This is a genomic window from Lysinibacillus sp. K60 (assembly GCF_019731275.1).
Lineage (GTDB): Bacteria > Bacillota > Bacilli > Bacillales_A > Planococcaceae > Lysinibacillus > Lysinibacillus capsici.
Genome location: NZ_JAASJR010000011.1, coordinates 59,912 through 86,747, shown reverse-complemented (window position 1 = coordinate 86,747; position 26,836 = coordinate 59,912). Strand labels below are relative to the sequence as shown.

Below are 26,836 nucleotides of genomic sequence, written 5' to 3'. Positions count from 1 at the left end.
GCTCTACAATATTTTTTGTAAGGAAGGGAGCAATATTCATGACAATGTTACAAGATATTCTAGAATTTAACAAAGAGTTTGTACAAGAAAAAAAATATGAGCCATTCATCACTACGAAATATCCTGATAAACGTATTGTTGTTTTATCTTGTATGGATACTCGTCTTGTAGAGCTTTTACCAAAAGCGATGAATTTGCGTAATGGCGATGTAAAAATAGTGAAAAGTGCTGGTGCGTTAGTGAGCCATCCTTTCGGTGCAGTTATGCGTAGTTTATTAGTCGCTGTCTATGGCCTACAAGCTGATGAAGTGTATGTTGTTGGTCATTATGACTGTGGTATGAGTGCGGTTGATCCTGATGCCATGCTTAGCGAAATGGTACAACGAGGCATAGATCCAGAAACAATTAAAATGTTGGAATATTCTGGTTTTGATTTAAAGGAATTTTTACGAGGTTTCGGTGATGTAGCAACAAGTGTTAAGAAAAGTGTCGATACAATTCGTAATCACCCATTAATGGTAAAAGACGTACCTGTCCATGGTTTAATAATTGATCCAAATACAGGTCATCTAGATTTAATTGAAGATGGAAATAAACAATAAAATTATTTCTTGATACATTAATAAAAGAACAAGTGCCTATCCTCACTATGTGGAAGATAGGCACTTATTATTCTATTCATCCTCTAAACGTGCATACATATAGTGATCTATCCAATGACCATTGATATACAGTAGCTTTCTTAGCAGACCCTCCTGCTGGAATCCAGCCTTCTCTAATACACGCATGGAGGCAGTATTTTGTGTCGATACATAGGCCTCTACACGATGCAGACCAATTTGTTCAAATGCAAATCGGACCACCATATTCACAGCTTCTGTGACAATGCCCTTTCCAACATAAATCTCATCCATCGCATAGCCAACAAATGCACTCGAGTATGGTAAGCGTTTGACAGCATAAAGTGCAATATGCCCTATTAGATTATTTGTACCATGCTCAAAAATACCAAAAGTAAATTCACGCTTTGACTCCATTAAATAGAGGCTTTCTTGAATTTTTTTGTATTGAGCATCGACTGTATAGTATTCAGGTCTTTGAAGTGGCTCATAAATAGACCAAAAGTATTTATTACGGCTTACGAGGCCCGTTAAACTTCGTGCATCTTTTTCTTGGAATGTGCGGATGTAGCATTTTTCCCCCTTTATTGTTACCACATTCCCACCCTTTTTTCTTAATAGATTCCAAATTTTAAGCAACATTTCTCCACACTAGCCTTCCAATAAAAATCAATACATTTCTCTTTGTTACATTGGCTATAAACTCTATTTATATTTCATTGTATGTAAAAAAACAGGCTGCTACAACCAAAACAGCTTATGTCTTATTGTCATAGCAGCACAATTTAATTATTTAGTTTTTTGTTCTTTCTTTTTCTCGTTTACTATTTCTAAGCTGGAGGAATCAGCATCTTCTAGTTGTGTATTGTCTAATACATTTGTTAAATGAAGACCACGTCTTTGAGCCTCTCGTTCAATGTGTGCAATAGTTTCCTGTAGCACCTGAACACGTGCATACTTTTTGTCATCTCCAGCGACTAAGATCCATGGTGCATCTTTTTTATCTGTCTTTTCAAACATCGCATTTGCTGCATCAATATACTGAGGTGTTTTATCTCGATTGCGCCAATCCTCGGCTGTTAACTTCCAAGATTTGTAAGGGTTTTGTTCACGTTCTTTAAAGCGTTTTAATTGCTCCTCATCTGAAACATGAAGCCAGAACTTAATAATTATGTAATCTCCAGCAGTTAAAATCTTCTCGAAATTATTAATTTCTTCATAAGCACGAGACCATTCATCCTTTGTTGCGAATCCTTCGATGCGTTCTACTAATACGCGACCATACCACGAGCGATCAAAAATAGCGATTTGCCCATGTTGAGGCAATTTTCTCCAAAATCGTTGTAAATAATTGTAGCGTAATTCATGAGCTTGAGGGGCAGAAATAGGATGTACAACATAACCGCGGGGATCGACACGTTCGATTAATCGTTTAATAGCGCCACCTTTACCAGCCGCATCCATTCCTTCGAATACCAAGATCAAGCCAATCTTGTTTTTTAATAAAAATTGTTGTGCATTCAACATTTCATATTGGAGTACTTTTAATTTCTTTTTATACATCTTTTTGTCTAGTTCAACAGTTAGATCTAGATTCTTCAAATTTTGTGTCATGAAACTTCACTCCTTTTATTTGGCTATTCTTATTGTACTAAAGAAATATATGGATGCCTATCAGACATGGTAAATTGTAGGTATTAATAGTAAAACAACACGATACATTGTTGGAAATTTCCGTTATAATAAAAAAAGTGACAGTACTATACTTATTTGTCTTTTCCCTATACAATCTAACACGAAGGGAGAGGAAAACATGCCTCGGTTTATCATGATGACAATCTCTTATCTTGTCTCAATCATCCTAACCTTTTCATCCTTTTTCGTGAACATCAACGGTCAATCTTCGCTAGAAATCGCTAATCGTTTTTCTGTAGTATTTGCACCAGTTAGTGTAAGTCATGTAATTTGGATTGTCATTTATTTTTTACTCGGTTATTGGTTAGTTATGAACATGAAAAAGACAACTTTGAAACAGTCTGCGCTTTTTAGTTGCATAAATATATTACAAGCATTAATGATATATGTCTGGCACCATGAGTTATTTATTGTTTCTCTTGGCATTACATTACTCTTAGTCTTGTATTTGTTTATGTTGTATAATACGTACCCTCTTCAGAACAAATCCTTGTTTGGTCGTATTCCTTTCTCTATTTATTTAGCATGGATGACATTTATTTTTATCACAAATACAAGCTTTACGTTAACGGCTTATGGTTGGAACGGCTTTGGTCTTAGTACGCCTCTTTGGGCAGTGATTTTACTTACTTTAGGAGGAGCCATTGCGCTACATATCCGTTTCCATCACTTTGATGTTATGTATCCAAGTGTTTTTATTTGGGCTTATATTGGAATCGCCATACATAATGGTTTTGATGAGCTACTTGTCACTACAGCCGCTTTATTTTTATGCGGTGTTCTCTTTGTTGGCATTTTATTTATTAAAAAAAATCCTGCCTACCAAAAATAATTTGGTTAGCAGGATTTTTTCATTGCATCCTATTCTTCGTCTAATGACGTTAAGATAATTGGTTTATCTTTTGTTACAATGACTGAATGTTCGATTTGAGCTACAAGTGATTTATCAGGTGTCACGAATGTCCAGCCATCACCTGCTTCTACGATATGCTCTGCATTTGCTGAGATAAATGGCTCAACCGCAAGGACCATACCTTCTTTCATAATAGTAGAATCCCATGCATCGTAATAATTTAAAATATGGTTTGGTTCATCATGTAAAGATTGACCTAAGCCATGACCTGTTAAATTCATAATAACAGTTAACCCATTAGCATTTGCCTCGCGTTCAACAGCTTTACCAATTTGATTTAATTTAGATCCAGCCTTTACTTTTGTCATTGCTCGATCAAAGGCACTTTTAGCAACACGGCAAAGCTTTTCTTTGTCCTCATAGCCATCACCCACAACAAATGAAATACCTGTGTCAGCAAAATAGCCATTTAAAGAACCAGAAACATCAATATTTACGATATCTCCTTCTTGAATAACACGCTTTCCTGGAATACCATGTGCTACTTCTTCATTGACACTAATACATGTATACCCTGGAAAATCATATTCTCCCTTTGGTCCTGAAATAGCGCCAGCCTCTGCAAACATGCGACCAGCAATTTCATCAAGCTCAAGTGTTGTAACTCCTGGCTTTGTTGCAGCTTTCATCGCTTCGCGAATTTCAGCACAAATGCGTCCTATTTTTTTAAAAGCTTCAATCTCTTCTTGCGTTTTTACAATCATGTATAACGTCCCTTTCATCTAATATCTATTCTTTAATATAACATAACTTTTTATGCGTATAACGATAAACGCTTTAAATATTGTATGCTTTCCTACTTTGCAAAGTGCTAAAAGAGCTATTCACGATAAAAAAGCCCCTCCACTCATGTGAAGGGACTTGCATTAAGCTTTTCTTTGCATTAATTGTGGAGCGGCTGTGAATAAAAGAACACCAACGATTGCCGTTAAAATGGTTGCTGGTAGCATATATGTACCATTGTAGATGATGGAATAGATCCATGCATTTTGGTCACCGGCATATTCGGCAAAAAATACAGCACCAGCAATTGTATGTGCTGTGTATCGTAAGAAGCCTGCGAAAACGGTACCTATGATTATATAAAGTGCCATTTTTGTTTTGTTCATATGTTTAGCAGCGTCTAACACTGGTCCACGAACAACCGCCGCTAATCCTACAACTGTAAAAGCAACTCCATAATCCAAGAATCCTTGTAGCCAGTACACAATCGTAGCACCAAACATGGTTTGCATTACACCTACGAGTAATCCAGTTGTTAGCCCAGCTACTAAGCCCCAGCGAAATGCTATTAACATAATTGGTACCATAACAAGACTAACTGAGCCGCCTTGTGCCCATACTTTAAAGGAAACCTGATCCAGTACGAGACCAATCGCTGCAAAAATCGCAATCTCCACTAGCATTAATAGTCTTTTTTTGTCCATACATATTCTCTCCTTTGTTCCGATGTAGGATACAAGAGCAGGAATAGAAAAGCGCTGATATGTCTCTTTCTGACACCTTTTTTCCTTTAAGGACGAAAAAACGATGTCAGGACAGAGCCTCACATCGTACAAGTGTCGGTTTCTATCCACATCCCTACGCAAGCGTTAACTTACAGGTTCGAAGAGTCAAGGCATTACGTGCCCAGTCTCAGCTGACATCATCAGCTCCCCTTGTGGTCGTTACATCTGAATTTATTTGAACAATCTCATTGTACGCAAAGGATTGAAGGATTACAACCTTCCATACATCATTTTTTTGAAACTTTGCTGTTTTTCATGCGTAAATATTTAAAAAGGAGGTACAACTATGGAGAATCAAAAAATTTTAGCTGCCTTTAGTTATCTTAGTATTTTCTTCGCCCCTTTTATCGTTCCATTAATTGTATATTTTGTGACAAAAGACAGTGATGTAAAAAGCCATTCGATTCGTGCACTTGTCTCTCATTTAATACCTTTTGTTTTTGGCATTCTATTCTTTATTGTCTTTGTTTTTTCTACATTTAGTTTAGATCCAACCTCCAATAACAAGACGGTGATGATTATTTGGTTTGCTTCATTCGCCATCTATGCTCTCGTCTCACTAGGTATTGTGATTTGGAATATAATTCAGGCTGTTCGTGTTATCCGTTAATGTTTTATTTTTAAGTGAAACAGGTAGTAGTAATTGTAAAAGGAGCTGTTTTGGGATGAAAGTATCAAACGTTGTAAAAACTGCCGTCAAGTTAGCACCTATTGTTATTCCTATCGTAAAAAAAGTAATGGCTGCAAAAAAGGGCACAACACCTAATACCACCACTCGAAAAAAATAAAACGAAGGCGTATTCCTATACGCCTTCGTTTTATTTCACTTCAAAATGGGTTTGACTATGGCCATTCAATGTTTTTTCCACGTGTAAAACTGCTGGCATCGCAGATTTCAATTCAGGCACATGAGAAATAACGCCAATCATACGACCAGAATCCTGTAAATCAATTAATGTATCAATTGCTTTATTTAGTGATTCCTCATCGAGTGAGCCAAAGCCCTCATCAATAAACATCGTTTCAATATGAATATTACCTTGGAAGCTTTGAATCACATCTGCCATCCCCAATGCAAGGCTCAATGAAGCATTAAATTTTTCGCCACCTGATAAAGTTTTGACATCTCGTAATTGATCCGTATAAGCATCATAAACATCAAGACCAAGGCCACTTTGCTTCGCATGCTTTTCTAATCTATCTGAACGTCTAAGCTCGAATTGACCGTTTGATAAATGATACAGACGTATATTGGCAGCTTCTGTAATTTGATCTAAGTAGTTAATTTGTATATACCGCTCAAAGGATAGCTTTTTCGAGTTTTGTCCATTTAATAATCCATAGAGCTCCTTTACTCGCCCTGCTTCTTGTTCAAGTAAATGAAGCTCTTTCGCTATTTCTTCCACCCTTTCACTAAAGCCTTGGCATGCTTGTATAAAGCCATTCATCTGTTGCAAACGTTTAAATGCTTCCTCATAGGAAATTCGATGCTGTTCTACTCTTGCTTCAAGCGCCTCTAAATCTTGCTTCTCTTTCCCTTGAAGATAGGTAGCCCCTTCGGTAATCTGGATTTGCAACGTGTGTACTTGTAAAGCATAGTCACTGCATGCTTTTCGAAGTGCATCTAATTGTATGGCACTCCGTTTAGCAGTAGCATAAGCCTCATAGCTTTCGAAACCTAATTCTTGCATATTTGCTGTAAATTGCTGAAGCTTTTCATTCATTTTAAGCTGTAATTCCTCAAAGGACTGTTTGGCAATTTCTACAGTTAGTGTTGCATTGCTAGCTGTTTCCTTTGCTGCATGCAAATTTTCCTGACTCACTTGCCAACTTTTTTGAAGCTCTTCTTTCTGTTTGCTAACTTCATTCAGTTGTTGCTTTAATTGCTGTAAAGTTGGTAAATTAGGGGGCATCTGCTTAAGTTGTTCGTCTACAACCGCTTGTAATTTTGTCCATTCTTTTATCTGCTCTGCTAAATATTGCTCTAGCTTCATATGTTTATTTCGTAGCTGTTCTATTCGCTCATGCTGATGCTTTATTTTCAATCGCACATCAGCTAATTGATGTTGAATAATTTTTAATGCAGCAATCTCTTGTTCCACTTCATGTAAAGTAGCGGTGATCTGTGATTGGTCTTCTTGTTTAATATGCTGTGCTTCAAGTTGTTGCCATGTATCTTGAAGAAGTTGCTGCGCTGATGCTAAAAATGCCTCTTTCTCTAAATACTTACGCTCGTCTGATGATGCCTTCGCTCTTAATGCTTCCACTTGAGCATGCTCAATAACTTCCAGTTGCTCATTGTGCGCTTTTTGATGTGTCATACTACCACAAACAGGACAGGCTTCTCCTTCCTTCAGCTGTTCTGCTAAAATACTAGCTTGACTCGTCAGCCACCGTTGCTGCAAAAGTTGAAGAGCCTCTTTACTATCTTGATAGAGACTGTCTGAAGCAACTACATCCTGCTTAGCTAACTCTACGGCATATTTATATTTCTCCGCTTGCTTGATTAAAGCAACTTGTTCCCGTAGTTTCGGTAATTGCTCTAAATAGCTTTCATAGGGTTCAACCTGTTTTTCATAGCCTTCTAACGATTGAGAAAAATGCTGGAATTGCTCTTGTTCATTTTCCAAAAGTTTGAGGTTATCATTTACTGCTCGTTTTGCATTTTCAGCATATTGCTCCGCTATTTGCAGCTGCTGTATATTGTTTTCATAGGCTTCAAATTTCGGCAATAGCGCTAGCATCTGCATTTCCTGCTGTAAGACTTGCTGTCGTTCAGATTCTTTAGCCTGCTCTATCTCATATTTTTCTTGTGCGTCTTGCAACTTTTCTTGTGACTGCTGTTGCTTAACCTTTGCTTGTTGAAAAGCTAGTTCTTTTACATTCAGTTCAGCACGTAAATCCTTGCATTGTTGTTCGAGTAGCACAAGTCGCTCTGCTTGTTCTGCTAAAGCAATCTCCTTCTCCTTTGCTTGGTATAAATCCTGCTGTTGTAAAAGCATTTGCAGCCGTTGCTGTCGAGTAGCTTGTTCATCAAATTGCTCATTTAGCGTTTTTGCTAAGCGATAATATTCCTGCTCTTTTTGATGAAGGCTATATGCTTCTTCATAGTATGACTGTTCATTTTCTCCACATTTCTTATAGTAGCTAAGCTCCTCATCAAGTGCCTCTGTTAGTTGATGTAAATTTTCCGTATTATCAGCAATCAATGTGAATAAAGCGGAAGAACGCTGTGGTAAGGCGCCCACAATTTGACCAAGTAAATGTTCTTTTAATTGTTTGGCACGTTCAAGCTCCCTTTCTGCTTCTTTACGCTTGGCATCAAGCTTTTTTGCCATGACACCGAAACGATCTGTTTTAAAGATTTTCCGTAAAATTACTTCTTTATTTGTTGAATCAGAGGTTAATAGTTTTCTAAATTCACCTTGAGGTAACATGACAATTTGGCTAAATTGATCTTTTGTGAGACCTATAATTTCCTGCAATTTCTTATCGACTTCAAGCGTTTGCTGTTTCTCTACAATGCTATAATCCAGCTTTCCCTCTTTTACTTCTGCTAACTCTACTTTCTTTCCAGTAACCGTTTTATTTTTTTCTTTAATATGACCTGGCTGTCGTACTATTTGATAGACTTTTCCATGCATTTCAAAGACGAGTTCTACAGCTGTATAAACTTCATCATGTGCAAAACCGCTTCTTAGTAAAGCTGTATCCTGTCGATCCTCCCCACTACCTGATCCGTAAAGAGCATAGCAAATAGCATCGAAAATGGTTGTTTTACCTGCACCAGTTTTTCCAGAAATGGCAAACAATCGATGCTCCCCTAGCTCTTGAAAATCAATTACTTCCGTGTCTTTATATGGACCAAACGCAGTAATTGTTAACTTTAATGGCTTCATTTTACAGTCTCTCGCTCCTCATCTAATAACTCCTGTAACATCTCTGTGAATAGGCGTTCCGTATCTTCATCAGGCTGAATGCCAATAATATCAGTGAAGAATGAACGGAATAAATCAATATCCTCTAGTTTTTCAGCTTCTACTACTTGTAGTTCACGTGGCATATCTTGTCTTAGTACCTTCCGCTCCACATGCATAGCGTGCGGAAATACACTACGAATACGTTCCATTGGTGAAGTCACAGATAGTTTATCCGTCAATCTAACAAATACATAATCCTCACTTGGTGTGAGCGTTAATAACTCCTCTAATTGACCTTCTACTACTCGTAGATCTCTTCTTGGCACAAGCTTTCTTTTACTTACTGTGGTGTTACCTTGCCCGTCTAATTCGATGATTAAAAAACCTTTCTCATGTAAGTGCTCAGATAACGAGTATTTTAAGATAGAGCCGGCATAACGTATAGTTTCGTTTAAAACAAAATGTGCCTTATGTAAGTGCCCAAGAGCCGTATAGTGAAAAGGTTTGAATAAAGCTGCATTCACACAATCTGAGCCTCCAATGGAAAGTGGTCGCTCGGAATCACTAGTATTTGCTTCCTCCTCACCATACTTCGTCACAAAAGCATGTCCAACAAAAACATGACGCTTACTTGTGTCCATGTCTTCTGTGATATGCTCAATAATTTTTCGCATGGCGTCTTGATGAGAACGGATTGACTCATCTTCAAAGATGTTGCGAATAGCAGCTGGCTCCGTATAGGGCACTAAATGAAAATGTACTTCTCCATGTTGATCATTCAAAACAATAGGTGCATGATTTTTTGTAAATTGGCCCTTAATATATAAACCACTATCACGCATTAAACGACTACCAAAATTTAAACGACCTGCACTATCATGATTTCCCGCCACTGCTAGAACAGGAATCTTCTTTTCTAATACTATTTTCGCTAATACATCATTTAGTAAATTAACTGCCTCAATAGGAGGCATCGAACGGTCATATAAATCACCTGCGATGATAATTACATCTGGTTTTTCCTCATCTATCGCTTGTATAAATTGTTGAAGAATATAATGTTGATCTTCTGTCATATAGACACCTTGAACAAGCTTTCCTAAATGCCAATCTGCTGTATGAAATATTTTCATTCTAGTACCTCCTAGTCTTCTCTATATTTTAGCATGACTATTCCCCATCTAGTGCACACTAAAGGTTTAGTAGTTCTAGCCAAAATTGGTTTTCATAGAAAAAAGCATCTTAATAGGTAAGATGCCTTAGATATCGATTATTTAGATGTATTTGATAAATGCCTTATATCCTGGGAATCCCTGAATTACGTAAGTCATACGAGGAGATTGATGTTGTGCCACATTTTGCTTCCGAGGCTTCGCTGATGATTGTTGCTTTAGGATTTCCTCAAATGATTTGGGATTTGGCTCTGGCAATTCTGCTGAAGAGATGTTTAAAGCATCTCTCCCACTATAAATCTGTAAAAATGAGTTAGCCATTTGTCGATAGCCTTCAATATTTGGATGAACATCGGCACTATTTGGTAAGTAGTTGGTTGCATTCAATCCAAAGGCATCATAGACATTTATATAAGCTGCGCCAGCTTGCTCTGCTTGTTGTTGTAAAATCGTATTTAATCTACCTAACTGGGTGTTTGTTCCTTCTTTTTGCGTCGGATGAACTGTTGGATACGCAAAATAATACCCTATGACATAGATTTTTGCTTTAGGCGCACGTTCTTCTAATTCATCCAAAATCGATATCATATTTTTTCTAGCCAAATTTAAAGCGTAATCTGCCTGAAGCTGTGAAAAAGCTAAGGTCCCTGCATGTGGGTTTACCTGGACAAGACGTAATAAATCATTAGCCCCTGCCGAAATTGTAATAAGTGTCGCATTTGCTAATAAATTTTGCGCTTCCTCAGATCGTATTCGTTCTAATATATCCGCCGTAGTAAAGCCAGGAAAAGCAAGTTCTTTTGTATAAAATGATAATTGACCAATGGAACTTAATTTCATGGCAATCAAATCACTATACCCTACATCAATTTCTTTGTAGGGTGTTTGACCTGCTGCTAAGGAATCGCCAATAGCCACATAGGTTTCTGTTTGAGCAAAAGCAGATGAAACCCAAATTGTCATGAATAATACTGTCATACCTAGCAAGCTACATAATCGTTTCATCTGCTTCCCTCTTTTCTTATTGACTAAAAATTAAAAAGCCCAGCTACCCTTGCGGAAAATTGGCTCAACCGTACCATCTGGTAAAATACCATCGATGTCCATTTCACCACTGCCAATCATGAAGTCTTCGTGTGTCACAGAAATATTGGCACCCAATGCTTCAAGTTGACCGTTTTCTAGGTCTCTACCGCCCTCTAAGCAAGTCGGATATGCCTCACCAATAGCTAAATGGTTTGAAGCATTTTCATCAAACAGCGTATTGAAATATAAAATCTCCGAAGCTGAAATTGGTGACTCGTGTGGGACAAGTGCTACTTCACCTAAGTAGCTCGAGCCTTCATCCACTTGAATAAGCTCTTGCAATAAATCATGTCCTACTTCAGCCTCTGCCTTAATAATCTTGCCCTCTTCAAATGTTAATTTAAAGCCATCGATGATATTGCCCTGATAGACTAATGGCTTCGTATTACTAACATAACCGTTTACACCTTGTTTCATTGGCAGTGTATAAACTTCTTCTGTTGGCATATTGGCCACAAAGACATTATCTTCTGGTGTTTTACTACCACCAGTTAGCCATTTATGTTGTGGAGCTAAAGCGATTGTTAAATCTGTACCAGGTGCTGTATAGTGAAGCTTTGCATACTTTTTATTATTTAAAAGCTGTGCACGAGATTCTAAATTAGCTACATGCTGACGCCAATTATCAACTGCATTGCCTTCTCCAATATGAACCGTTTTAAAGATAGCTTCCCATAATGCAGGTACTTGCTGCTCCTCTGTTAATTGAGGGAAGACCTTTGCTGCCCATTTAGCTGAAGGAACTGCTACAATGGACCAAGCAATTAAATCCTTCATGACTGCATTGCGATAGTTTTTCAATGCTGCACCTGATACTTTTTGATGTGTTGCTAGTCTGTCTGCTGGAATTCCTGTTAGCTTATCAGGATCTGCTGCATCAATCCATAAAAGAGCTCCTTTACGTTCAATCAGTTCATCACGCATTTTCACAACCCATTCAGGGAAGCAATTAAATTCCTCATCGGAAGCATGCTCAAAATAAGCACGATCCAATTCATCATCGGAAAAATTTACATGAACACGGCCTGCTCCAGCCTTATAAGCCTCTTTTACAACTAAACGGGCAAAATCTAAAGCATCCACAGATGTATTGACTAATAAGTACTGACCTGGTTGGATGTTCACACCAACTTTTACTGCAAGCTCTGCATATGCCTGTAATTTCTCTTCAAATGTCATACTATTTCCCTCGCTTCTGTCCAATTGTTTTAGAATTACCATCAATCAGCTCGCCATCATGCCATATTTTTTGCACAGGCTTGCCTGGAATTTCCCTTGTCCATTTTTTATAGGTTTTTTCATCACGATAAGATAATAGGGTTAATACTTCACCATCTGCTCCAGCACGCCCAGTACGACCAGAACGATGCAAATACTGTTCAATTGTTCGTGGGACATCAACATGAATAACATGTGTTAAACCAGCAATATCTAAACCACGAGCTGCAATATCTGTTGCAATTAAAATACGTGCGTCTCCTTTACGGAATGCATCTAACGCTTTTTTCCGTTCTTCTTTCTTCATATCAGAGTGGAGCGTGACAATCGGTGCTGAACGGTATTGTAGTTTTGTTTCCTTCATTAATAATTGATCGATATTATTAACAAAAGCCAACGCTCTTAAACCCTCTGTATGGGAAAGTCGGCGGAGGAAATCCGTTTTATCACGTTCTTCTACCTTCACAAAAGAATGGACAACTTTACCAACCTTTAACATGTCCTCAGGCTTAATTTTAAAACGCAGTGGCTCAAACATCATACGACTCGCCACTAATTCAATTTCCTCTGTAATCGTAGCTGACACAACAACAACTTGTCGGCCATAGGCAGAACCTTCGATAAAGGATTTGATAACAACACGGTATTCACGACTTAGTAATTGATCACATTCATCTAAAATAACTGTTTCGACTTCTTTGAGTTTTAATTTTCCTGCTCGTGCTAATTCGTTTAAACGACCAGGTGTGCCAACAACAATCGTTGGCTTTTTCTTCAACTTTTCAATTTGACGAGCAGAATTGGCACCACCAATCAGCTGTTGAACAGTAATGTCTGTTCCAGCCGTCCACTCACGTATAACTTCTACGATTTGCATAGCAAGCTCTTGCGAGGGAGCTACGATCAGTCCTTGCGTTTGCTTTTTTGCCCCATTCACTTTATTTAATAATGGTAAGACATATGCTAACGTTTTACCTGATCCTGTAGGTGATTCCGCGACAATATCTTTGCCTTCAAGCATAGCTGGTATCATTTCATCTTGAATTTTCATGGGTGTTTCAAAGTTCCATTTTGCTTGTAGTTCTTCTTTTAATAAATTAATGACTGACATGTTATTTCCCACCTTCTATCTACTTGACACTAGTTTAACACACTCCGTAGGTTCCTACTTTATATGTACGTAAGCAATTATCTAATCGTTTCAAGAAAACATTGCTTCCTTTCATAAAAAATCTGCTTCACTCAACACGGAAAAGTAAGCCTGTCCACAACTCTTTCAAGAATTGTAGCTTACCCGTGAAAAGCAAGCAGATTCTTCTCAATTCAACTAATCGATTAATTCATAACCACAAGCTAAAATGGCACATTCCGCTAAAACGATTAATGAATCAATATAAATGTCACTTAGCTTCAAATCTCTGTTAACAATAGAAAGCTCTGTACAACCTAATACAATTCGATCACAATTTAATGCTAGCATCGCCTCTTCTATCGGTTGCCAGTCTTCTAGCGTAACATCCTTCCCAGCCTTGACATAATCATAAATGATTGACATCACATAGGATCTCATTTCATTATCTGGAACAACTGGTGTAATACCAAACTGCTCAAGTGCTTCCTGATACATCCGTGATGTTAACGTGCCTGTTGTTGCTAAAATACCTACTCGCTTTGCTCCTAAATCAGCAGCACGCTTCGCTGTTTCGCGAATCATATGCAAGACAGGTATAGGAGAACCCTCTTCAATTTCTTGATAAAACGTATGCGCCGTATTACAAGGGATCGCAATTATGTGTGCTCCTACCGAAGCTAGTTTTTTTGCATCCTCAATAATGACTGGTACCGGATTCTCCTTTGTATTATCTAAAATATAAGCCGTACGGTCAGGAATATTTGTATCATTATCAATAATGGTATGTAAATGGTCCTGATCTTTTTGTGCCTTTGTACGCCTTACAATCATTTCTCCTATAAACATTGTTGCAAGTGGACCAACGCCACCAATAATACCTAAAGTTTGTTTTTTCATGTGTTAGACAGACCTTTGTTATTAAAATATTTCTTATAGCTGCGATAGAAGCTTAAATTATCAAGCGTGACATTCAACCAACGTTTTGCATTCATATCCTTATAGTTAAAAATAGAATCTGTAGCCATCCCTTGTCGAATTAAACTTTTCGCCTCCATTACTAGTTGTTCATTTTGAACATATTTGAACAGCACACCATTCGGTACGATTGTCCAAAGATGCTTGTTCTTCAAATATGTTAGTTGTTGTTTACTTCCTCGAACATAATCGTCCGCTACATACTGCATTAAATTAAAGCCACTGGCCGTCACATAATAATTGGAAAGTTCATTATGTAATTCAATACTCAACAATTTATATTGACCGTCACGATCATCATATTTCATATCAAATGTGGCAAAGCCATGGAATTGTATCGCTTCGAGAAAGGACTTAACATTATCCATTAATTCCTGATGATAGGTTGTCATAATCGCTACATAACGTCCTATCCCTTTTGGAGAATGCTCTTCTAAAATAGGGTTTCCTACGGCAAGAAGTTTTGCCTTCCCATCTTGTCCTATATATGCATTAACAACCCGCATGTTAGCATCTTCTCCAGGAATATATTGTTGAATCATCAAATCATCACGATATGCTGATTCTTTATAGATAGCACGTAATATACTGTCCTTTTCATCCTTATCATATGCAATATATACTTTTTTCTTACCAGGAAAAATGCATGTAGCATATTTTGTCATATTCATCGGCTTAATGACAATTGGATAATCAAATGGCATGTCGTAGTCTTCATAATCATTTACCGTGCATACATGTGTGGCAGGGTATTGAAAACCAAATTGTGCGCATAGTTCATACATACTTTCACGAGTTAAAAGTTGATGCGCAAGTGGGGCGTCTACATAAGGAACTAGAAAATTCTCTGCTAACTCCTCTTTATGTTCAACGATTTTTTTGACATAAAATTCATCACAGGCTAATAACAGTAATTTTTTGTCTTGGAACTCCTCCGCAATAGCTTTTAAAGCGGTCACAAACCTTTCTTCGATATGAAGTCGCGGTATCTCACGAAAAGTCCATAAATCACTTTGTTGAATTTTTTCCATATTCGTATGGTTTAGTGCAAGTGGCTTCACACCATAGGCTTCGTAAAATGCTCTGGCCATGCCATAAGCATTCATTTCATCTCCAAGTAAAACAGGTAAAAAAACGTGCTCAATGGCCATTCTACTCAACTCACTTTTACTTTTTTATTAGTGTAACATACTAATGATTTATAGCTTATTTATGAACAGCTACAGCTTGTTTGCCTAATTCCTGATAACTTTTGAAAAATTGATCGACATTGTAAGTCACATACCCTTTTAAAGGATCCATTACGACTACCTTATCACCTAAATGTCCCGTTAAGACGACTGCATGTAAGTTCATAAAAGCATCATGTGGAGTCGTTTCCCCTGTATAAATCCAGCCTCTTTCTGCTTTTCGTTTAGGCTTCGATAGATCTAGCGTTACCCATGTCACGACAGGAATACCTTCACGCACAAGCTGTAAAATATCATCCTGTGAGGCGTTACTCATATTTTTGACATGTAGGTCAGCTTGTTTATCTGTAATAACTGCCTCAGCCGCTTTGACAATTGGAGCAGCAAAAACATACATGCCTCGAGCTTTATCACGAGGGTTACCTGCAAAAGCTTCATTGGGATTTGGTCCAAAACGTTGATTGCCTACAGTTCGTATTTCTTGCTTTGGTAAATACTTGTCAGTCATTTCGAGTTTTGACACATTCATTCCAAAATAATTTAATACGGCTGTAAGTGAAGTAATTTCACAGCCATGTGGCAGCTCAGGGTTTTGCATGACAACAGGGACATCTAACTCCTGATCGTCTCTTAAAAAGTGTGTTTGCAATCGATAATAGGGCTTAGTTGTATCGTAAGTGAAATTCTCGATTGTTGTATACCCATTATTTGTCGTACTATTTTCAAGTGTCGTTGCCGCAATTGCATATTCTCTCCCTGCCTTTAGCTTCGAAAAGATAGCTTCTCCCTCTTCTGAACCAATCGCTTCTTCCACTACATCACCTGTTTGTACATCTGTAACCGTAAGGAAGAGATTTGGAATAGGTGCCCCGCTATTAAATTCTACTGTTAAAACCGTTAATTGATTTTTTTGTTCAGCATCTTGCTGAGAAAATGGCTGACAGCCTGAAAGTAACATAATAATCAAAATGCCAATAAGTAAAAGGCGTTTATACCCCGTCCACAAGACAAATTCCGCTCCTATTCTAAGGCGAAGAGCAGCCCCCTTCGCCATACTCATTATTCCATTTGTCGTAGACTCTATTATACGATACTTTCATAGCCGTTCCTATTTTATCTTGATTTAATAACTATATTTTGTACTAATAGCGAGTTTCACAAGACTCTTTTGCGAGTAAACTCCAAAAATTTGGATAGCAATTATGCCAAAGGTTAATTGAACTGTCTTAAATCGTTGTTACTTTCGGTCGTAACGTATGTTTTAGTACCTTCCCAGAGGCATTACGTGGTAATTCTATTAAAAATTCAATTTCATAAGGTACTTTATATTTGGCAAGTCGTGTTTGACAATAGGATAGTATCGAATTTTCATCAAGAGACTTCCCCTCCTTTAACACCACAAATGCTTTTGGTACTTCTCCATATACTTCATGTGGCAATCCAACCACTGCTGCTTCTAAAATTTCCGGCATTTGATATAGAACTTCTTCTATTTCGATTGGGTAAATATTTTCTCCACCGCGAATAATCATATCTTTTTTTCGATCTACAATATATAAATAGCCTTCCTTATCAAAGCGTCCTAAATCGCCTGAGTACAGCCAGCCATCCCTAATCGCTCTTGCTGTTTCCTCTGGATTGCGCAAATAGCCCTTCATTACTTGTGGACCTCTTACGCAAATTTCGCCCACCTCTCCAGCTGGAACGGTCTTTCCTTCACTATCAACTACACAAACCTCTGTCTGTGCTAATGGTTTTCCCACTGAGCCAATTTTCGTCAATGCATCTGTATCTAATAGAGAGGTAGCTGCAGGTGAATTTTCAGTTTGACCATAAAGATTTTGAACCTTTACATTTGGAAATGCTTCTTTCACTTGCTTTACAAGCTCATAAGGCATTGGGGCAGCCCCGTAACATAATAAACGTAAATGCTTAAAGCTATGTTCCTTGAAGCCTGGAGTATTTAATATGATCGTATACATAGATGGAACACCAAAGAAAATTGTCGTTTTAGTAGCTACAATTTGAGCTAACGTTTTAGTTGGTGAAAATGCTTCTTCAATGACCACCGTTCCTCCTTGATAAAACATAGGCATAGCAAATACATGAAGACCTGCACAATGGAACAAAGGCGTACAAATAAACATTTTGTCCTTGCTCGACATATTCATAGAAGACGACCAAATATCTGCTGTAGCCACGATATTCTGATGCGTTAGCATGACGCCTTTGGGTTTACCTGTTGTTCCTGACGTATACATGACCACTGCCGTATCGTCAGCCTCTAATTGCACAATTTTTCTAGCATGATTATCATGCTCAATTATGTTTTTCATTTCTTGAAATCCGATGGTATGTTGGAATGAATAGGAAACGTCCTCTAATACCTCTGTTAATCTTTCATCAAAAATTAAGCCCCTTGCTTGTGAATGATTAAAAATAAAATCAACCTCAGGAGCAGCTAATTTAGTGTTAATAGGCATCACAATAAATCCAGCTAATTGGACACCTAAATAAGCGATTAAAAATAAATCTGAATTGAGCGTATATAGGGCAATCACATCATCTTTTTCAAAATCTTGTTCCTGCAAGTAAGCCGCAAATCTTTCTACACGTTGATAAAAATCATGATAACTTAATGCCTTTCCATCATACAATGTTGCAATTGCATTTGGTTGCTGCCCTGCATAGTCTTCAAGAATATCTGTCATAAACTTCGTCATTATAAGCCCTCCATACATTCATTTTATTATTACTGAATAAACAAGAATGGGAAACTATTAAACTTCTTAAAATTCAGAAAATTATGATTATATTTTATCAAGCAATGTATTTCTTGGCAATTTTTCCACACATTCAAAATATGTAGCTGAAGTAACAAAATATTCTTAGACATTTTACTTTTCTAGCAATTTCTATTGGGTGTATGATACTTGTACGATTATTATTAGGAAAGGCCGGGTTTAAATGCTTTATGCACTTTTAGGAGATTTACATTCTAATATAGAAGACACTAAAGCTGTTCTAGCTCACATTCAACAAACAGCAGAGGAAGCAAAAATCATTGGATTAGGGGATTTATATGAATGCACTGTAAGTAAGAAAAAGGCACAAAACATATCTGGCTTACCTTTGCAAAAGGCGGCCATAGTAGAAAGTGAGTTTGAAAGACTACTAACCTTCCCCTCTATTCGAGGCAATCAAGAAGAACGTATTACTCAGGTCACTGGCATTGAACGTTTTAGAGCTTTACCTGAGACAATAGAGATTGATGGAGCCACGCTTATGCACGGACATCAATTTAAGTGGAATGTAAGCTGGCAACCGACTTTCCCACCCTTTCAAAAACCATTATTTTTCTTTGGGCATAGTCACGAATCAGGCCTTTATCATCAACAAAAAAAGCTGCCGATTCGTATTCGGTACGGGCAACCAATTGCGTTACAAGACAAACAATATGGTGTGAATGTAGGCTCTGTTATCAATCACCGTGAATGGTGTCTTTATGATAGCCAAAAACGTACAGTGACATTTATGTGTGTTCCACCTATTAATCTATAAAAGAGCAAGCTAGTATGTAGACTAGCTTGCTTTCCATTTTTTAATGAATATATTGCTTTTTCTCGCTCAATAAAATTTCCTTTAACTCTTTTAATTTTTCAATTACAACATACGATTCATCCGTAATTTCTTTCAGGTATTTTTCAGCGCCCGTTTTATTGCCTACATTGTATTCACGCACTGCTTTTTTTGCTATATCATGGACGTGGATAAATGGTTGTTCTAACTCTGTATAGACACGCTCATCACCCAACAATTTCTTTCCTGTGCCGTAATACCATTCGCCAAGGCGTGATTCTTTTGGAGACCCTACATCCTGCTCCGTCATCGTTTCAAAGCCTAGTAGCAAATTGTAGATTTTCCATCTCCACAATAGATGGTCGGTAATAGCTAATTCAATAATATCCTCTTGGCTAATAATAAAGTTTTTAGAAATTGTTGTGGATCGGTATCCATCAATCATTGTACTTAACTTATAAATGGCAGAGCCCATATCAAACACGATTACCTTACTTTTTTGCATGCTCTCTGTAATTGTATGGTTACGTTCAGAAATAGTAGTAGCAGATTGTGCCTGAACCTTTGCCGTTGTAGCTATTTCCTCAAAGCGCGCCCCCTGCTGCTGTAAGTTTTTATTTAGCTCAGCTAGCGTCTGTGATATATATAAGGTATCTGTAACACCTTGATGTAAATCTTGGGAAAATTGAGTCGTCAATGAACTAATATTATGGGTAATATGAAGTAGCTCCTGTATATCTGTATGTATAGATTTGACAGATGTACTTGTATCATCAGCAAGTTTCCGAACTTCCTCTGCAACAACCGCAAAACCTTTTCCTGCTTCTCCCGCACGAGCGGCCTCTATTGATGCATTTAAAGCCAACAAATTTGTTTGATCTGCAATTTTTTTAATTAATTCCATTAATTTCGCTACACTATTTACACGTTCAACTAAACGCCTAATGTCTTCCTGCATTGATTTATGGCCTTCATCGGTCGTCTGTAAAATAGATGATACTTGTTGTAATGATTCCAAATCCTGATTTAATTTTTTAAAGGCATGCTTTGTTTGCTCTGAAATATCACCAACTGATGTGGCAATTTCTTCAATACTTTCGTCTAACTCATGCATTAATTGATCTGCTGCAACAATCTCCTGTTGCTGAATCTCCTGAAATTCAATCAGTTCCTTAATGGTATCTAACTGTGTATTATAAGTAATTATTTCACCTAATCCATTTACTACAGATCCTGCTTGAATTTCAATATAGGTCTCTAAAATTATTTGTTGATCAATTGTTACTAAGCTATCGTAAGACAATAAAACATCCAGCATTTTTTCTTCATCACGAGATAGTTCTTTGACAATAAGTGGAATGATTAATTGATTAATCAGTGTATAGGCAGAAATCATCCAATTCGGTAGTACACCAATTCTTGCATGAACATATGCAATTTTACGACGCTTAAAGACATAATCTAAATCTAATTCATCATCAAATAAGCTAATGAAATGGGTATCAAACAATCCTTTTAAGCGCTCTACTGTGGAATGTGTATTGATGACCTGATTAAACTCTGGGATTTCCAGTAGACGAGCATAAAAATTATCGAGTATATGCTGTCGATTATTCTCGTAAATTTTACGTAAAAACCCAACAGATTCTCTTCTAATTCTAGATAAAGCAAGGAAATCCAATTTTTCTTTAAAGCGTTCATTTGTTTCGATGTCTGAATTTTTCGTAGCCGAAAAATAATCATAACTTTGATTAATCTTCTTCCTTTTGAACATAGCTCCCACTCCTAGTTGTATTCAAGTAAAATAAAATTACCAATATTTTAAAGCCAATTATAGTTTTCTCTTCATTACCTTCAACTAATAAAACATATATATTTTACCAACAATAGAATGACAAAAATAGATTCTCATTTAATTCTTTACACTTTATTATTTTTTCGTCCACTTTATTGACAATTTCTTATTTTCTTAGTTAAACACTGTCTTTACGCAGAAAAAGCGCTAAAATCCCAATTGATTTAGCGCCTTCTTCCCATATAAACTTCTCGTTAGTGCTAGCACTCGCAATCGCAATTTTGTAAGCTATCCAGTAGCTTTTCCATGGCTTCTAGTTGCTCACACAGCGTTTGAATCATGCAACGTAGGATTGGAATTAACTCTTGACAAATGCAGAATCTAAGCACATTTTGTGCCAGTCGTATACCACCCTGATGATGGACGATCATTTCCCGAAGATAATTGATATTAATGCTATTAGAGACTGGTGGAGCACACATTGCATTGAACATAGCTTCTGTAATTTCTTTGTAAGCACACATATACTCGTATAATTCATACTCTGAGTTTTGTACGACACAACAACGATTTTGTATCGCTTCAAGACTCTCAACCATTTCTGTATGTGTGCGAATGATTTCTAAGGCGAGATTTTGCACAGGTATATTCGTTGTATAACGTAAAACATTTTCAGACATTTGGATTGCTGCAACTTGATGAGGGATGATTTGCTTAATAAAATTTTCTGAGATACTACAGGTAATGGTAACATAGGTCATACCCTGCATCATTTTTTTGAGGATTCGCTGATATTCCTCTAAATATGCCTTTGTCACATTACTGAGTTCAATTGGTTTAGCCATTAGACACACTCCTTTCAGAGTAATGTATGCCTGCTAGGTTGTTGTGCGATAGACAATTGTACCAATTGCTCAATTTTTACCAACCTTTATCATCGCAAAAAACTATACTTGTTCTTTCTTATATGTATCTATGCATGTTGAACAAATGCATAGATTTGGCTCTCTTTGCACTGTAGTTAACAGGGTTTCTGGAATGCTAACTGTCATACACCAGCACTCTTTTTTGCCTTTTGCCACGCCACAATGGTTTTCGCCTCCGCATAATGGACATCTCATTTCTCCAGTTGACATGATTTACAACTCCTTTATTTTTCACCATTGTAAAATAAAAAGGGAAGAGCGCTCAATACCTTGCTCCTCCAAAACGTTTATTGTTGATGTTTGTGTATGTCTTGTTTGACTTCATCAATGTCTGTGTCGCTATAAATAGACGTACCATGTCCACCACTTTTAGCTAACAACGCCTTTACTTCATTATAGGATAATCCTGCCTGTGCATTTTTTTGCTTCACTTCATTAATATTTGTTCCTGCAGCTGTAAATTGGACGTCTTTTTCATGATTCATTGATTTTTTACCTCCTATAATTCATCTGGCTGCATTTCAATTAATTCGTCGCCTTCTCTTTTGACTCGCTTATTGAGTTCCTCTATTGGAATGGCATCTACAGTTTGCATATCCTCATGCAAATCGAAAAGACTAATCGTATCTGATTCAACCATGTCAGGCTTGTCCTTACTATTTAAATTCATGAACATTTTCTTTTCATGTGGTATTTTTTCCATATCCATTCTGTCACACTCCTTTTCCTATAATGTGTGTAATGCTGAACAGATTATGTGTCTTTCTCAATCGCACTTTTATCAATTCGATGATACTCAGCTATTTGAATAACTCGTACATGTTTTGTGTGCAATTCATGGTATATCCCCCTACTATCCGTAAAGGAGATATATTGATCACGTTCATTTTTCACTAATTTTTCTGCCTCTTGTTGTGATTCAATAAAAATGAACCTTCGAACATAATGTACCTCATCAAAGAAATACGTAATTTTAAATTCCTTCATCTTTATGCCCCTTAATCCTGCAATGTCACCGCTTATTCTGTCCAGAAACTGAAAAACCTTGCATTCCTAAAATTACATAAAACATTCTGAAGCATATAGTAGAGCAATAAACCTTTGCAATGGAGGGACTAAAAATTGATTCATACAGTCAAAGCTGGTGAAACCCTTGTTCAAATTTCTCAAGATTACCGTACACCTTTGTCATCTATTCTCGCTGCTAATCTAGGAATTCAGCCTGACCATCTTTTCAATGGTCAACAAATTATCATCCCCGGCTTGCCCGACCCCGAAGCAATTCCTTACCATATCGAGATATCCACCAATAATCGCTGGCTCCGTTTATATAAAAACAATATCCTTCAAAAACAATACCCAATTGCAGTTGGACGCATGCTTCACGAAACACCAGTAGGTAGTTTTATTATCATCAATAAAGCGCCAAACCCTGGCGGTCCTTTTGGTACGATGTGGATGAGTCTTTCTAAAGAACACTACGGAATTCATGGCACAAATGATCCTAGCTCTATTGGGCATGCTGTTTCACATGGGTGTATCCGCATGCAAAATCGAGATGTTGAAGAGCTAGCCAGTATTGTGCCAATAGGTACAGAGGTAGTAATTCATCCCTAACCAAAAAGGCTATCTAGTCAGCTTAGATAGCCTTTTGTTTTAATTATCTTGTTCTCTAGCCTGTGCAAGCTTTGTTAAATAGTATTGCTCTTCACGCCACATATGATCCGCCATCGGAGCTGTAAATGTACCTAGCACCTCTGCACTTAGCTCCATTTCTTCTAATTCTCTTAAGAATGTTTTAAATAATGTCATTTCAAGCTCAACATCTTTATTAAAGCGTTTTAAAGCAGGAAAGGAATCCATATTCGTACGTAAATAGCCTGTTAATTCTACGGCCTTTAAGTAAAATTGTTCAAAGTGTTGAGCAAACTCATGACTCTTTTGTTTCAAACGCTTCTCAACACCATCTAAATCATCATTAATAATGCCTGCGTGTCCAGAGGCATCTAAAAGCCAAACTAAATGATGATGAAGCTCATGAAAAATCGGTGGTGCTTCTCCTTTTTTCAAGTAATTCAGCACATTTTGGTATTCTTCTAATTCATTGACCATATGGTTGACAAACGTAGGCGTTAAATGAATTCCATTATCCCCCAATAGTTGATGTCTGAGTAGATACAGCTTGAACTGCTTAAATTGCTCAACCTTGTCGTCCACGGACACTGAAAAAGATACAGCATTTGAATCATCGAGCGAAGGTACATATGCAAGTAGCTCCGAGAATTGATAAATATACGTATAGGCTCTTTGAATATCATCCTTTTCTGAGGGATAGAGGGCGTCATGAATAAATTGAGCGTGATTTTGCATGATTTCTAGCCAAAATCTATGCTCAAAAATAGCATGTTGCACAAAACTAGACAAAGCTTTACCTCCTTTTAATTTGATTTTAGAGAAATATTCTTGTTATCTCTCCATTCTATTCTTTACATTTTACAATTAGTCGTATTGCAAATTTCGTATAGGATGAAATGCTAAAAGCTATACTACTTATGGCAAAAGCATTTAGATGGCTTTATTTAAGACTATAGGAGGGAATACGTTGTCAACAAGTAAACAGCTATTATCCATATTCGCCCTTGGTGGGATAAATGAAATTGGTAAAAATATGTATGTAGTACAATATGCAGATGACATAATTATTATTGATTGCGGAGCAAAATTTCCTGATGAAACCCTGCTCGGAATTGATTTAATCATTCCAGATATTACGTATTTACTTGATAATAAGGAGAAAATTAAGGCATTAATTGTCACGCATGGACATGAAGATCATATTGGTGGTATTCCTTACTTACTAAAAAAATTAAATGTCCCTGTGTATGCTACCCGATTCACACTCGGACTTATTGAATTAAAGCTTAAGGAACATAAACTTTTACGAGGAACGGATTTAATTGAAATTCATGCAGACTCAGCTCTACATTTAGGACAATTCGATGTTAGTTTCTTTAGAACCAATCATAGTATACCCGATTGTTTAGGAATTGTTTTAGCCACTTCCGAAGGAAACGTTGTCCATACTGGAGACTTTAAATTTGACCTAACGCCTGTTAACAACCAATTTGCTGATATTCATAAAATGGCTGAAATCGGTTCAAATGGCGTGCTAGTTCTTATCTCGGAAAGTACAAATGCGGAAAGACCAGGTTTGACACCTTCAGAGCAACTTGTAGGGCATCATATTGAGGAAGCCTTTTTACATGCTGAACGAAAAGTAATTATCTCTACCTTTGCTTCAAATGTTAATCGTATTCAACAAATCGTACATGCAGCAATTGCCACCAATAGGAAGCTAGCTTTAGTAGGGCGTAGCATGGTCAATGTCGTTGATGTCGCAATTGAACGAGGTTATTTATTTGTACCAGAAGATCTGTTAATTGATGCACGAGAGGTCAAATACCTCCCTCCAGAAGAGGTGGTGGTCCTCTGCACAGGTAGCCAAGGCGAGCCTCTAGCTGCACTTGCAAGAATAGCAAATGGTAATCATCGTGAAATTAAAGTTTTACCAGACGATACAGTCATTCTTGCCGCTTCACCAATCCCCGGTAATGAAAAGGGTGTTTCTCGTATTGTGGACAATTTGTTTCAGCTTGGTGCTAAAGTTATTTATGGTTCTTCCAGTCATACAGGTATGCATGTATCAGGACATGGTCATCAAGAGGACTTGAAACTTATGCTGACGTTTATGAAGCCTAAATTTTTCATACCTATTCATGGTGAGTATCGTATGTTACATCAACATCGTTTATTAGCAGAATCTATTGGCGTTCAAAAGGGACATACATTTATTATGAAAAATGGGGATGTTGTTGATATTGAAAATTCAAAGGCAAGGCAAACACGGAAAATTCCTGCTGGGGATACCTATGTAGATGGGATTGGCATTGGTGAGGTCGAAGGAATTGTCCTGCGTGATCGCAAGCAACTTTCAGAAGATGGAATGCTTGTTATTGTATTGACACTCAATAAAGCTGATGGTGCTTTTATTTCGGAACCCGATACCATTTCACGTGGTTTTGTTTATGCTAAAGATTTCGAGGCACTGTTAACTAAAGTCAATGTGCTTACCAAAGAAATCGTCAATGAGCTTCAAGAAGAGAGCAGACAGCAAATACATGTTCTTCGCCGAGAAATTAAAAGAGCTGTTGGGCAATATTTATTTACCCAAACAAAACGTAAGCCCATGATTTTACCAATTATTATTGAAATTTAACAAGTCGGTGCAAGGATTGCCCAATCCATTTGCACCGACTTATGTTAATTGCTCAACCTTTGAAAGGAATCATTTAGGAAATCTCCATTATAAACCTTATGTAACATATCAGCATATAGATATTGGAGCTGGTCAAAGCTATGATGTAAGTTTTTTGCATGCTGATTTACTTGTTTTGACACATTATCGAAATACTGTGGAAGTTTTTCTACCGCTGTGACTAAAGAATCTTTATTCATTAATAAATGCTGAATAGCGTTTAATAGTTGAGCTGCTCTATGCTGTATATCAAGAGGAGGTAATTCAATTATTAAACGAAAGATATGACGTTTCTCTTTATTTATTTGATACCATTTAAAAAAGTGAAATAAATAGTCACTAACAACAATGGATTCATTTGGAATAATGGCAATGATATCATGACCGATGCACACAGCTTTTTTACATTGATAAATAATGGTTTCCTTTAAATTTAATTTATTGAGTAGAATGCTTTTTGCAGGCACTAGTGACAAATTTAATGAATCAACCGTGTGATCAACCTTTGGCACTTTACTAGCATCATCATCTACCAATAATTTCAATAGTGTTGCTTTGGTGATAAAAGGAGTACCTTCCCTTTTAAACCATTGATCGTTCGCAATTAAATGACCAATTTGGACTTTTGCTATTTCTTCTAAAAAAAACTGCTTCACCATGTATGAACCCTCCAATCCTCTGTCCCAATTAATACCCTGAATACAATCTTCATTAACGCATACCTAGTTATTTATTTAGGTCATTTATCTGGATAAAAGTATTACTCTAAAGATTGTACCATTTTAATGTAAC

28 protein-coding genes and 1 riboswitch are annotated in these 26,836 nt (G+C 37.1%); of the genes, 7 read left to right on the top strand and 21 right to left on the bottom strand.

Annotated elements, in window-relative coordinates; all coding sequences use genetic code 11:
- Nucleotides 1–38 precede the first annotated feature (38 nt).
- On the top strand, nucleotides 39–602 hold the full coding sequence (locus HCH28_RS20215; RefSeq protein WP_004225593.1) for a beta-class carbonic anhydrase: 564 nt from the start codon (nucleotides 39–41) through the stop codon (nucleotides 600–602).
- Nucleotides 603–674: 72 nt separating this feature from the next.
- Here the strand turns inward: HCH28_RS20215 and HCH28_RS20210 are convergent, their stop codons facing one another.
- Together HCH28_RS20210 and HCH28_RS20205 are read right to left on the bottom strand one after the other, a co-directional pair.
- Nucleotides 675–1,262 (bottom strand): GNAT family N-acetyltransferase, encoded by a 588-nt coding sequence (locus HCH28_RS20210; RefSeq protein ID WP_221682822.1) that lies wholly within the window; start codon nucleotides 1,260–1,262, stop codon nucleotides 675–677.
- A gap of 147 nt (nucleotides 1,263–1,409) precedes the next feature.
- Nucleotides 1,410–2,234: a polyphosphate kinase 2 family protein gene (locus HCH28_RS20205; protein WP_004225596.1), complete on the bottom strand. Its 825-nt coding sequence runs from the start codon at nucleotides 2,232–2,234 to the stop codon at nucleotides 1,410–1,412.
- 199 nt (nucleotides 2,235–2,433) lie between these two features.
- Here HCH28_RS20205 and HCH28_RS20200 point away from each other — a divergent pair, with 199 nt between their 5' ends.
- The gene (locus HCH28_RS20200; protein ID WP_221682821.1) at nucleotides 2,434–3,147 is read left to right on the top strand and encodes a hypothetical protein; all 714 of its coding nucleotides are present in this window, start codon (nucleotides 2,434–2,436) and stop codon (nucleotides 3,145–3,147) included.
- A 29-nt stretch (nucleotides 3,148–3,176) separates the two neighbouring features.
- Here the strand turns inward: HCH28_RS20200 and map are convergent, their stop codons facing one another.
- Nucleotides 3,177–3,932 carry a type I methionyl aminopeptidase gene (gene map / locus HCH28_RS20195; protein WP_004225600.1) on the bottom strand — a complete coding sequence of 252 codons (756 nt, stop codon included), beginning with the start codon at nucleotides 3,930–3,932 and terminating at the stop codon, nucleotides 3,177–3,179.
- 162 nt (nucleotides 3,933–4,094) lie between these two features.
- On the bottom strand, nucleotides 4,095–4,655 hold the full coding sequence (thiT, locus tag HCH28_RS20190; protein ID WP_221682820.1) for an energy-coupled thiamine transporter ThiT: 561 nt from the start codon (nucleotides 4,653–4,655) through the stop codon (nucleotides 4,095–4,097).
- Nucleotides 4,656–4,789: 134 nt separating this feature from the next.
- Nucleotides 4,790–4,897, bottom strand: a riboswitch (TPP riboswitch).
- Nucleotides 4,898–5,022: 125 nt separating this feature from the next.
- Between thiT and HCH28_RS20185 the strand changes: the two genes are divergently transcribed.
- Together HCH28_RS20185 and HCH28_RS25180 are read left to right on the top strand one after the other, a co-directional pair.
- Nucleotides 5,023–5,346, top strand: a complete 324-nt coding sequence (locus HCH28_RS20185) for a magnetosome magnetite crystal formation protein family (RefSeq protein ID WP_009371560.1) — start codon at nucleotides 5,023–5,025, stop codon at nucleotides 5,344–5,346.
- A gap of 55 nt (nucleotides 5,347–5,401) precedes the next feature.
- Entirely contained in the window at nucleotides 5,402–5,524 is a 123-nt protein-coding gene (locus tag HCH28_RS25180; RefSeq protein WP_255601705.1) for a hypothetical protein, read from the top strand.
- A gap of 30 nt (nucleotides 5,525–5,554) precedes the next feature.
- Here the strand turns inward: HCH28_RS25180 and HCH28_RS20180 are convergent, their stop codons facing one another.
- From HCH28_RS20180 to HCH28_RS20140, 9 genes are all read right to left on the bottom strand, one after another.
- Nucleotides 5,555–8,635 carry an AAA family ATPase gene (locus HCH28_RS20180; protein WP_221682819.1) on the bottom strand — a complete coding sequence of 1,027 codons (3,081 nt, stop codon included), beginning with the start codon at nucleotides 8,633–8,635 and terminating at the stop codon, nucleotides 5,555–5,557.
- On the bottom strand, nucleotides 8,632–9,789 hold the full coding sequence (locus HCH28_RS20175; protein WP_221682818.1) for an exonuclease SbcCD subunit D: 1,158 nt from the start codon (nucleotides 9,787–9,789) through the stop codon (nucleotides 8,632–8,634). The genes HCH28_RS20180 and HCH28_RS20175 overlap by 4 nt, the downstream gene beginning before the upstream one ends.
- Before the next feature lie 141 nt (nucleotides 9,790–9,930).
- Nucleotides 9,931–10,833 (bottom strand): SGNH/GDSL hydrolase family protein, encoded by a 903-nt coding sequence (locus HCH28_RS20170; protein ID WP_221682817.1) that lies wholly within the window; start codon nucleotides 10,831–10,833, stop codon nucleotides 9,931–9,933.
- Nucleotides 10,834–10,863: 30 nt separating this feature from the next.
- Nucleotides 10,864–12,093, bottom strand: a complete 1,230-nt coding sequence (locus HCH28_RS20165) for an aminopeptidase (protein WP_221682816.1) — start codon at nucleotides 12,091–12,093, stop codon at nucleotides 10,864–10,866.
- A gap of 1 nt (nucleotide 12,094) precedes the next feature.
- Nucleotides 12,095–13,243 carry a DEAD/DEAH box helicase gene (locus HCH28_RS20160; RefSeq protein ID WP_221682815.1) on the bottom strand — a complete coding sequence of 383 codons (1,149 nt, stop codon included), beginning with the start codon at nucleotides 13,241–13,243 and terminating at the stop codon, nucleotides 12,095–12,097.
- A 216-nt stretch (nucleotides 13,244–13,459) separates the two neighbouring features.
- Complete coding sequence (cuyB, locus tag HCH28_RS20155; RefSeq protein ID WP_004225616.1) at nucleotides 13,460–14,161, bottom strand: cysteate racemase; 702 nt, start codon at nucleotides 14,159–14,161, stop codon at nucleotides 13,460–13,462.
- Nucleotides 14,158–15,390, bottom strand: coding sequence for a carboxylate--amine ligase (locus HCH28_RS20150; protein ID WP_004225618.1), 1,233 nt, complete (start codon nucleotides 15,388–15,390; stop codon nucleotides 14,158–14,160). Before HCH28_RS20150 ends, cuyB begins: the two co-directional genes overlap by 4 nt.
- Nucleotides 15,391–15,445: 55 nt before the next feature.
- Nucleotides 15,446–16,483, bottom strand: a complete 1,038-nt coding sequence (locus HCH28_RS20145) for a C39 family peptidase (protein WP_255601704.1) — start codon at nucleotides 16,481–16,483, stop codon at nucleotides 15,446–15,448.
- A 172-nt stretch (nucleotides 16,484–16,655) separates the two neighbouring features.
- Nucleotides 16,656–18,152, bottom strand: coding sequence for a class I adenylate-forming enzyme family protein (locus HCH28_RS20140; protein WP_221682814.1), 1,497 nt, complete (start codon nucleotides 18,150–18,152; stop codon nucleotides 16,656–16,658).
- 244 nt (nucleotides 18,153–18,396) lie between these two features.
- On the opposite strand from HCH28_RS20140, the gene HCH28_RS20135 reads away from it, so the two are divergent.
- Nucleotides 18,397–18,990 (top strand): metallophosphoesterase family protein, encoded by a 594-nt coding sequence (locus HCH28_RS20135; RefSeq protein WP_221682813.1) that lies wholly within the window; start codon nucleotides 18,397–18,399, stop codon nucleotides 18,988–18,990.
- 40 nt (nucleotides 18,991–19,030) lie between these two features.
- Here the strand turns inward: HCH28_RS20135 and HCH28_RS20130 are convergent, their stop codons facing one another.
- The 6 genes from HCH28_RS20130 to HCH28_RS20105 form a co-directional block, all read right to left on the bottom strand.
- Nucleotides 19,031–20,782, bottom strand: a complete 1,752-nt coding sequence (locus HCH28_RS20130) for a methyl-accepting chemotaxis protein (RefSeq protein WP_221682812.1) — start codon at nucleotides 20,780–20,782, stop codon at nucleotides 19,031–19,033.
- 281 nt (nucleotides 20,783–21,063) lie between these two features.
- Nucleotides 21,064–21,648, bottom strand: coding sequence for a DUF305 domain-containing protein (locus tag HCH28_RS20125; protein WP_004225628.1), 585 nt, complete (start codon nucleotides 21,646–21,648; stop codon nucleotides 21,064–21,066).
- 102 nt (nucleotides 21,649–21,750) lie between these two features.
- Nucleotides 21,751–21,924, bottom strand: coding sequence for a cysteine-rich CWC family protein (locus HCH28_RS20120; RefSeq protein ID WP_255601707.1), 174 nt, complete (start codon nucleotides 21,922–21,924; stop codon nucleotides 21,751–21,753).
- Between the two features lie 92 nt (nucleotides 21,925–22,016).
- Nucleotides 22,017–22,214, bottom strand: a complete 198-nt coding sequence (locus HCH28_RS20115; protein ID WP_221682810.1) for a gamma-type small acid-soluble spore protein — start codon at nucleotides 22,212–22,214, stop codon at nucleotides 22,017–22,019.
- 14 nt (nucleotides 22,215–22,228) lie between these two features.
- Nucleotides 22,229–22,438, bottom strand: a complete 210-nt coding sequence (locus tag HCH28_RS20110) for a hypothetical protein (RefSeq protein WP_221682809.1) — start codon at nucleotides 22,436–22,438, stop codon at nucleotides 22,229–22,231.
- 44 nt (nucleotides 22,439–22,482) lie between these two features.
- Nucleotides 22,483–22,716 carry a hypothetical protein gene (locus tag HCH28_RS20105; protein ID WP_221682808.1) on the bottom strand — a complete coding sequence of 78 codons (234 nt, stop codon included), beginning with the start codon at nucleotides 22,714–22,716 and terminating at the stop codon, nucleotides 22,483–22,485.
- A 135-nt stretch (nucleotides 22,717–22,851) separates the two neighbouring features.
- Between HCH28_RS20105 and HCH28_RS20100 the strand changes: the two genes are divergently transcribed.
- A complete protein-coding gene (locus HCH28_RS20100; RefSeq protein ID WP_202342770.1) occupies nucleotides 22,852–23,346 on the top strand; it encodes a L,D-transpeptidase family protein in 495 nt (164 codons plus the stop codon).
- Nucleotides 23,347–23,385: 39 nt separating this feature from the next.
- Here HCH28_RS20100 and HCH28_RS20095 read toward each other — a convergent pair whose 3' ends face one another.
- Nucleotides 23,386–24,153, bottom strand: coding sequence for a DUF2935 domain-containing protein (locus HCH28_RS20095; protein WP_221682807.1), 768 nt, complete (start codon nucleotides 24,151–24,153; stop codon nucleotides 23,386–23,388).
- A 178-nt stretch (nucleotides 24,154–24,331) separates the two neighbouring features.
- On the opposite strand from HCH28_RS20095, the gene HCH28_RS20090 reads away from it, so the two are divergent.
- Entirely contained in the window at nucleotides 24,332–26,005 is a 1,674-nt protein-coding gene (locus tag HCH28_RS20090) for a ribonuclease J (RefSeq protein WP_221682806.1), read from the top strand.
- Nucleotides 26,006–26,049: 44 nt separating this feature from the next.
- Here HCH28_RS20090 and HCH28_RS20085 read toward each other — a convergent pair whose 3' ends face one another.
- Nucleotides 26,050–26,703, bottom strand: a complete 654-nt coding sequence (locus tag HCH28_RS20085) for a restriction endonuclease subunit S domain-containing protein (RefSeq protein ID WP_221682805.1) — start codon at nucleotides 26,701–26,703, stop codon at nucleotides 26,050–26,052.
- Between the last annotated feature and the right edge of the window lie 133 nt (nucleotides 26,704–26,836).

Excerpts from the sequence above, each read along its gene's own strand:
- HCH28_RS20215 (WP_004225593.1), top strand. The coding sequence starts at position 39 with ATGACAATGTTACAAGATATTCTAGAATTTAACAAAGAGTTTGTACAA.
- HCH28_RS20210 (WP_221682822.1), bottom strand. The coding sequence starts at position 1,262 with ATGTTGCTTAAAATTTGGAATCTATTAAGAAAAAAGGGTGGGAATGTG.
- HCH28_RS20205 (WP_004225596.1), bottom strand. The coding sequence starts at position 2,234 with ATGACACAAAATTTGAAGAATCTAGATCTAACTGTTGAACTAGACAAA.
- HCH28_RS20200 (WP_221682821.1), top strand. The coding sequence starts at position 2,434 with ATGCCTCGGTTTATCATGATGACAATCTCTTATCTTGTCTCAATCATC.
- map (WP_004225600.1), bottom strand. The coding sequence starts at position 3,932 with ATGATTGTAAAAACGCAAGAAGAGATTGAAGCTTTTAAAAAAATAGGA.
- thiT (WP_221682820.1), bottom strand. The coding sequence starts at position 4,655 with ATGGACAAAAAAAGACTATTAATGCTAGTGGAGATTGCGATTTTTGCA.
- HCH28_RS20185 (WP_009371560.1), top strand. The coding sequence starts at position 5,023 with ATGGAGAATCAAAAAATTTTAGCTGCCTTTAGTTATCTTAGTATTTTC.
- HCH28_RS25180 (WP_255601705.1), top strand. The coding sequence starts at position 5,402 with ATGAAAGTATCAAACGTTGTAAAAACTGCCGTCAAGTTAGCACCTATT.
- HCH28_RS20180 (WP_221682819.1), bottom strand. The coding sequence starts at position 8,635 with ATGAAGCCATTAAAGTTAACAATTACTGCGTTTGGTCCATATAAAGAC.
- HCH28_RS20175 (WP_221682818.1), bottom strand. The coding sequence starts at position 9,789 with ATGAAAATATTTCATACAGCAGATTGGCATTTAGGAAAGCTTGTTCAA.
- HCH28_RS20170 (WP_221682817.1), bottom strand. The coding sequence starts at position 10,833 with ATGAAACGATTATGTAGCTTGCTAGGTATGACAGTATTATTCATGACA.
- HCH28_RS20165 (WP_221682816.1), bottom strand. The coding sequence starts at position 12,093 with ATGACATTTGAAGAGAAATTACAGGCATATGCAGAGCTTGCAGTAAAA.
- HCH28_RS20160 (WP_221682815.1), bottom strand. The coding sequence starts at position 13,243 with ATGTCAGTCATTAATTTATTAAAAGAAGAACTACAAGCAAAATGGAAC.
- cuyB (WP_004225616.1), bottom strand. The coding sequence starts at position 14,161 with ATGAAAAAACAAACTTTAGGTATTATTGGTGGCGTTGGTCCACTTGCA.
- HCH28_RS20150 (WP_004225618.1), bottom strand. The coding sequence starts at position 15,390 with ATGGCCATTGAGCACGTTTTTTTACCTGTTTTACTTGGAGATGAAATG.
- HCH28_RS20145 (WP_255601704.1), bottom strand. The coding sequence starts at position 16,483 with ATGGCGAAGGGGGCTGCTCTTCGCCTTAGAATAGGAGCGGAATTTGTC.
- HCH28_RS20140 (WP_221682814.1), bottom strand. The coding sequence starts at position 18,152 with ATGACGAAGTTTATGACAGATATTCTTGAAGACTATGCAGGGCAGCAA.
- HCH28_RS20135 (WP_221682813.1), top strand. The coding sequence starts at position 18,397 with ATGCTTTATGCACTTTTAGGAGATTTACATTCTAATATAGAAGACACT.
- HCH28_RS20130 (WP_221682812.1), bottom strand. The coding sequence starts at position 20,782 with ATGTTCAAAAGGAAGAAGATTAATCAAAGTTATGATTATTTTTCGGCT.
- HCH28_RS20125 (WP_004225628.1), bottom strand. The coding sequence starts at position 21,648 with ATGGCTAAACCAATTGAACTCAGTAATGTGACAAAGGCATATTTAGAG.
- HCH28_RS20120 (WP_255601707.1), bottom strand. The coding sequence starts at position 21,924 with ATGAGATGTCCATTATGCGGAGGCGAAAACCATTGTGGCGTGGCAAAA.
- HCH28_RS20115 (WP_221682810.1), bottom strand. The coding sequence starts at position 22,214 with ATGAATCATGAAAAAGACGTCCAATTTACAGCTGCAGGAACAAATATT.
- HCH28_RS20110 (WP_221682809.1), bottom strand. The coding sequence starts at position 22,438 with ATGGATATGGAAAAAATACCACATGAAAAGAAAATGTTCATGAATTTA.
- HCH28_RS20105 (WP_221682808.1), bottom strand. The coding sequence starts at position 22,716 with ATGAAGGAATTTAAAATTACGTATTTCTTTGATGAGGTACATTATGTT.
- HCH28_RS20085 (WP_221682805.1), bottom strand. The coding sequence starts at position 26,703 with ATGGTGAAGCAGTTTTTTTTAGAAGAAATAGCAAAAGTCCAAATTGGT.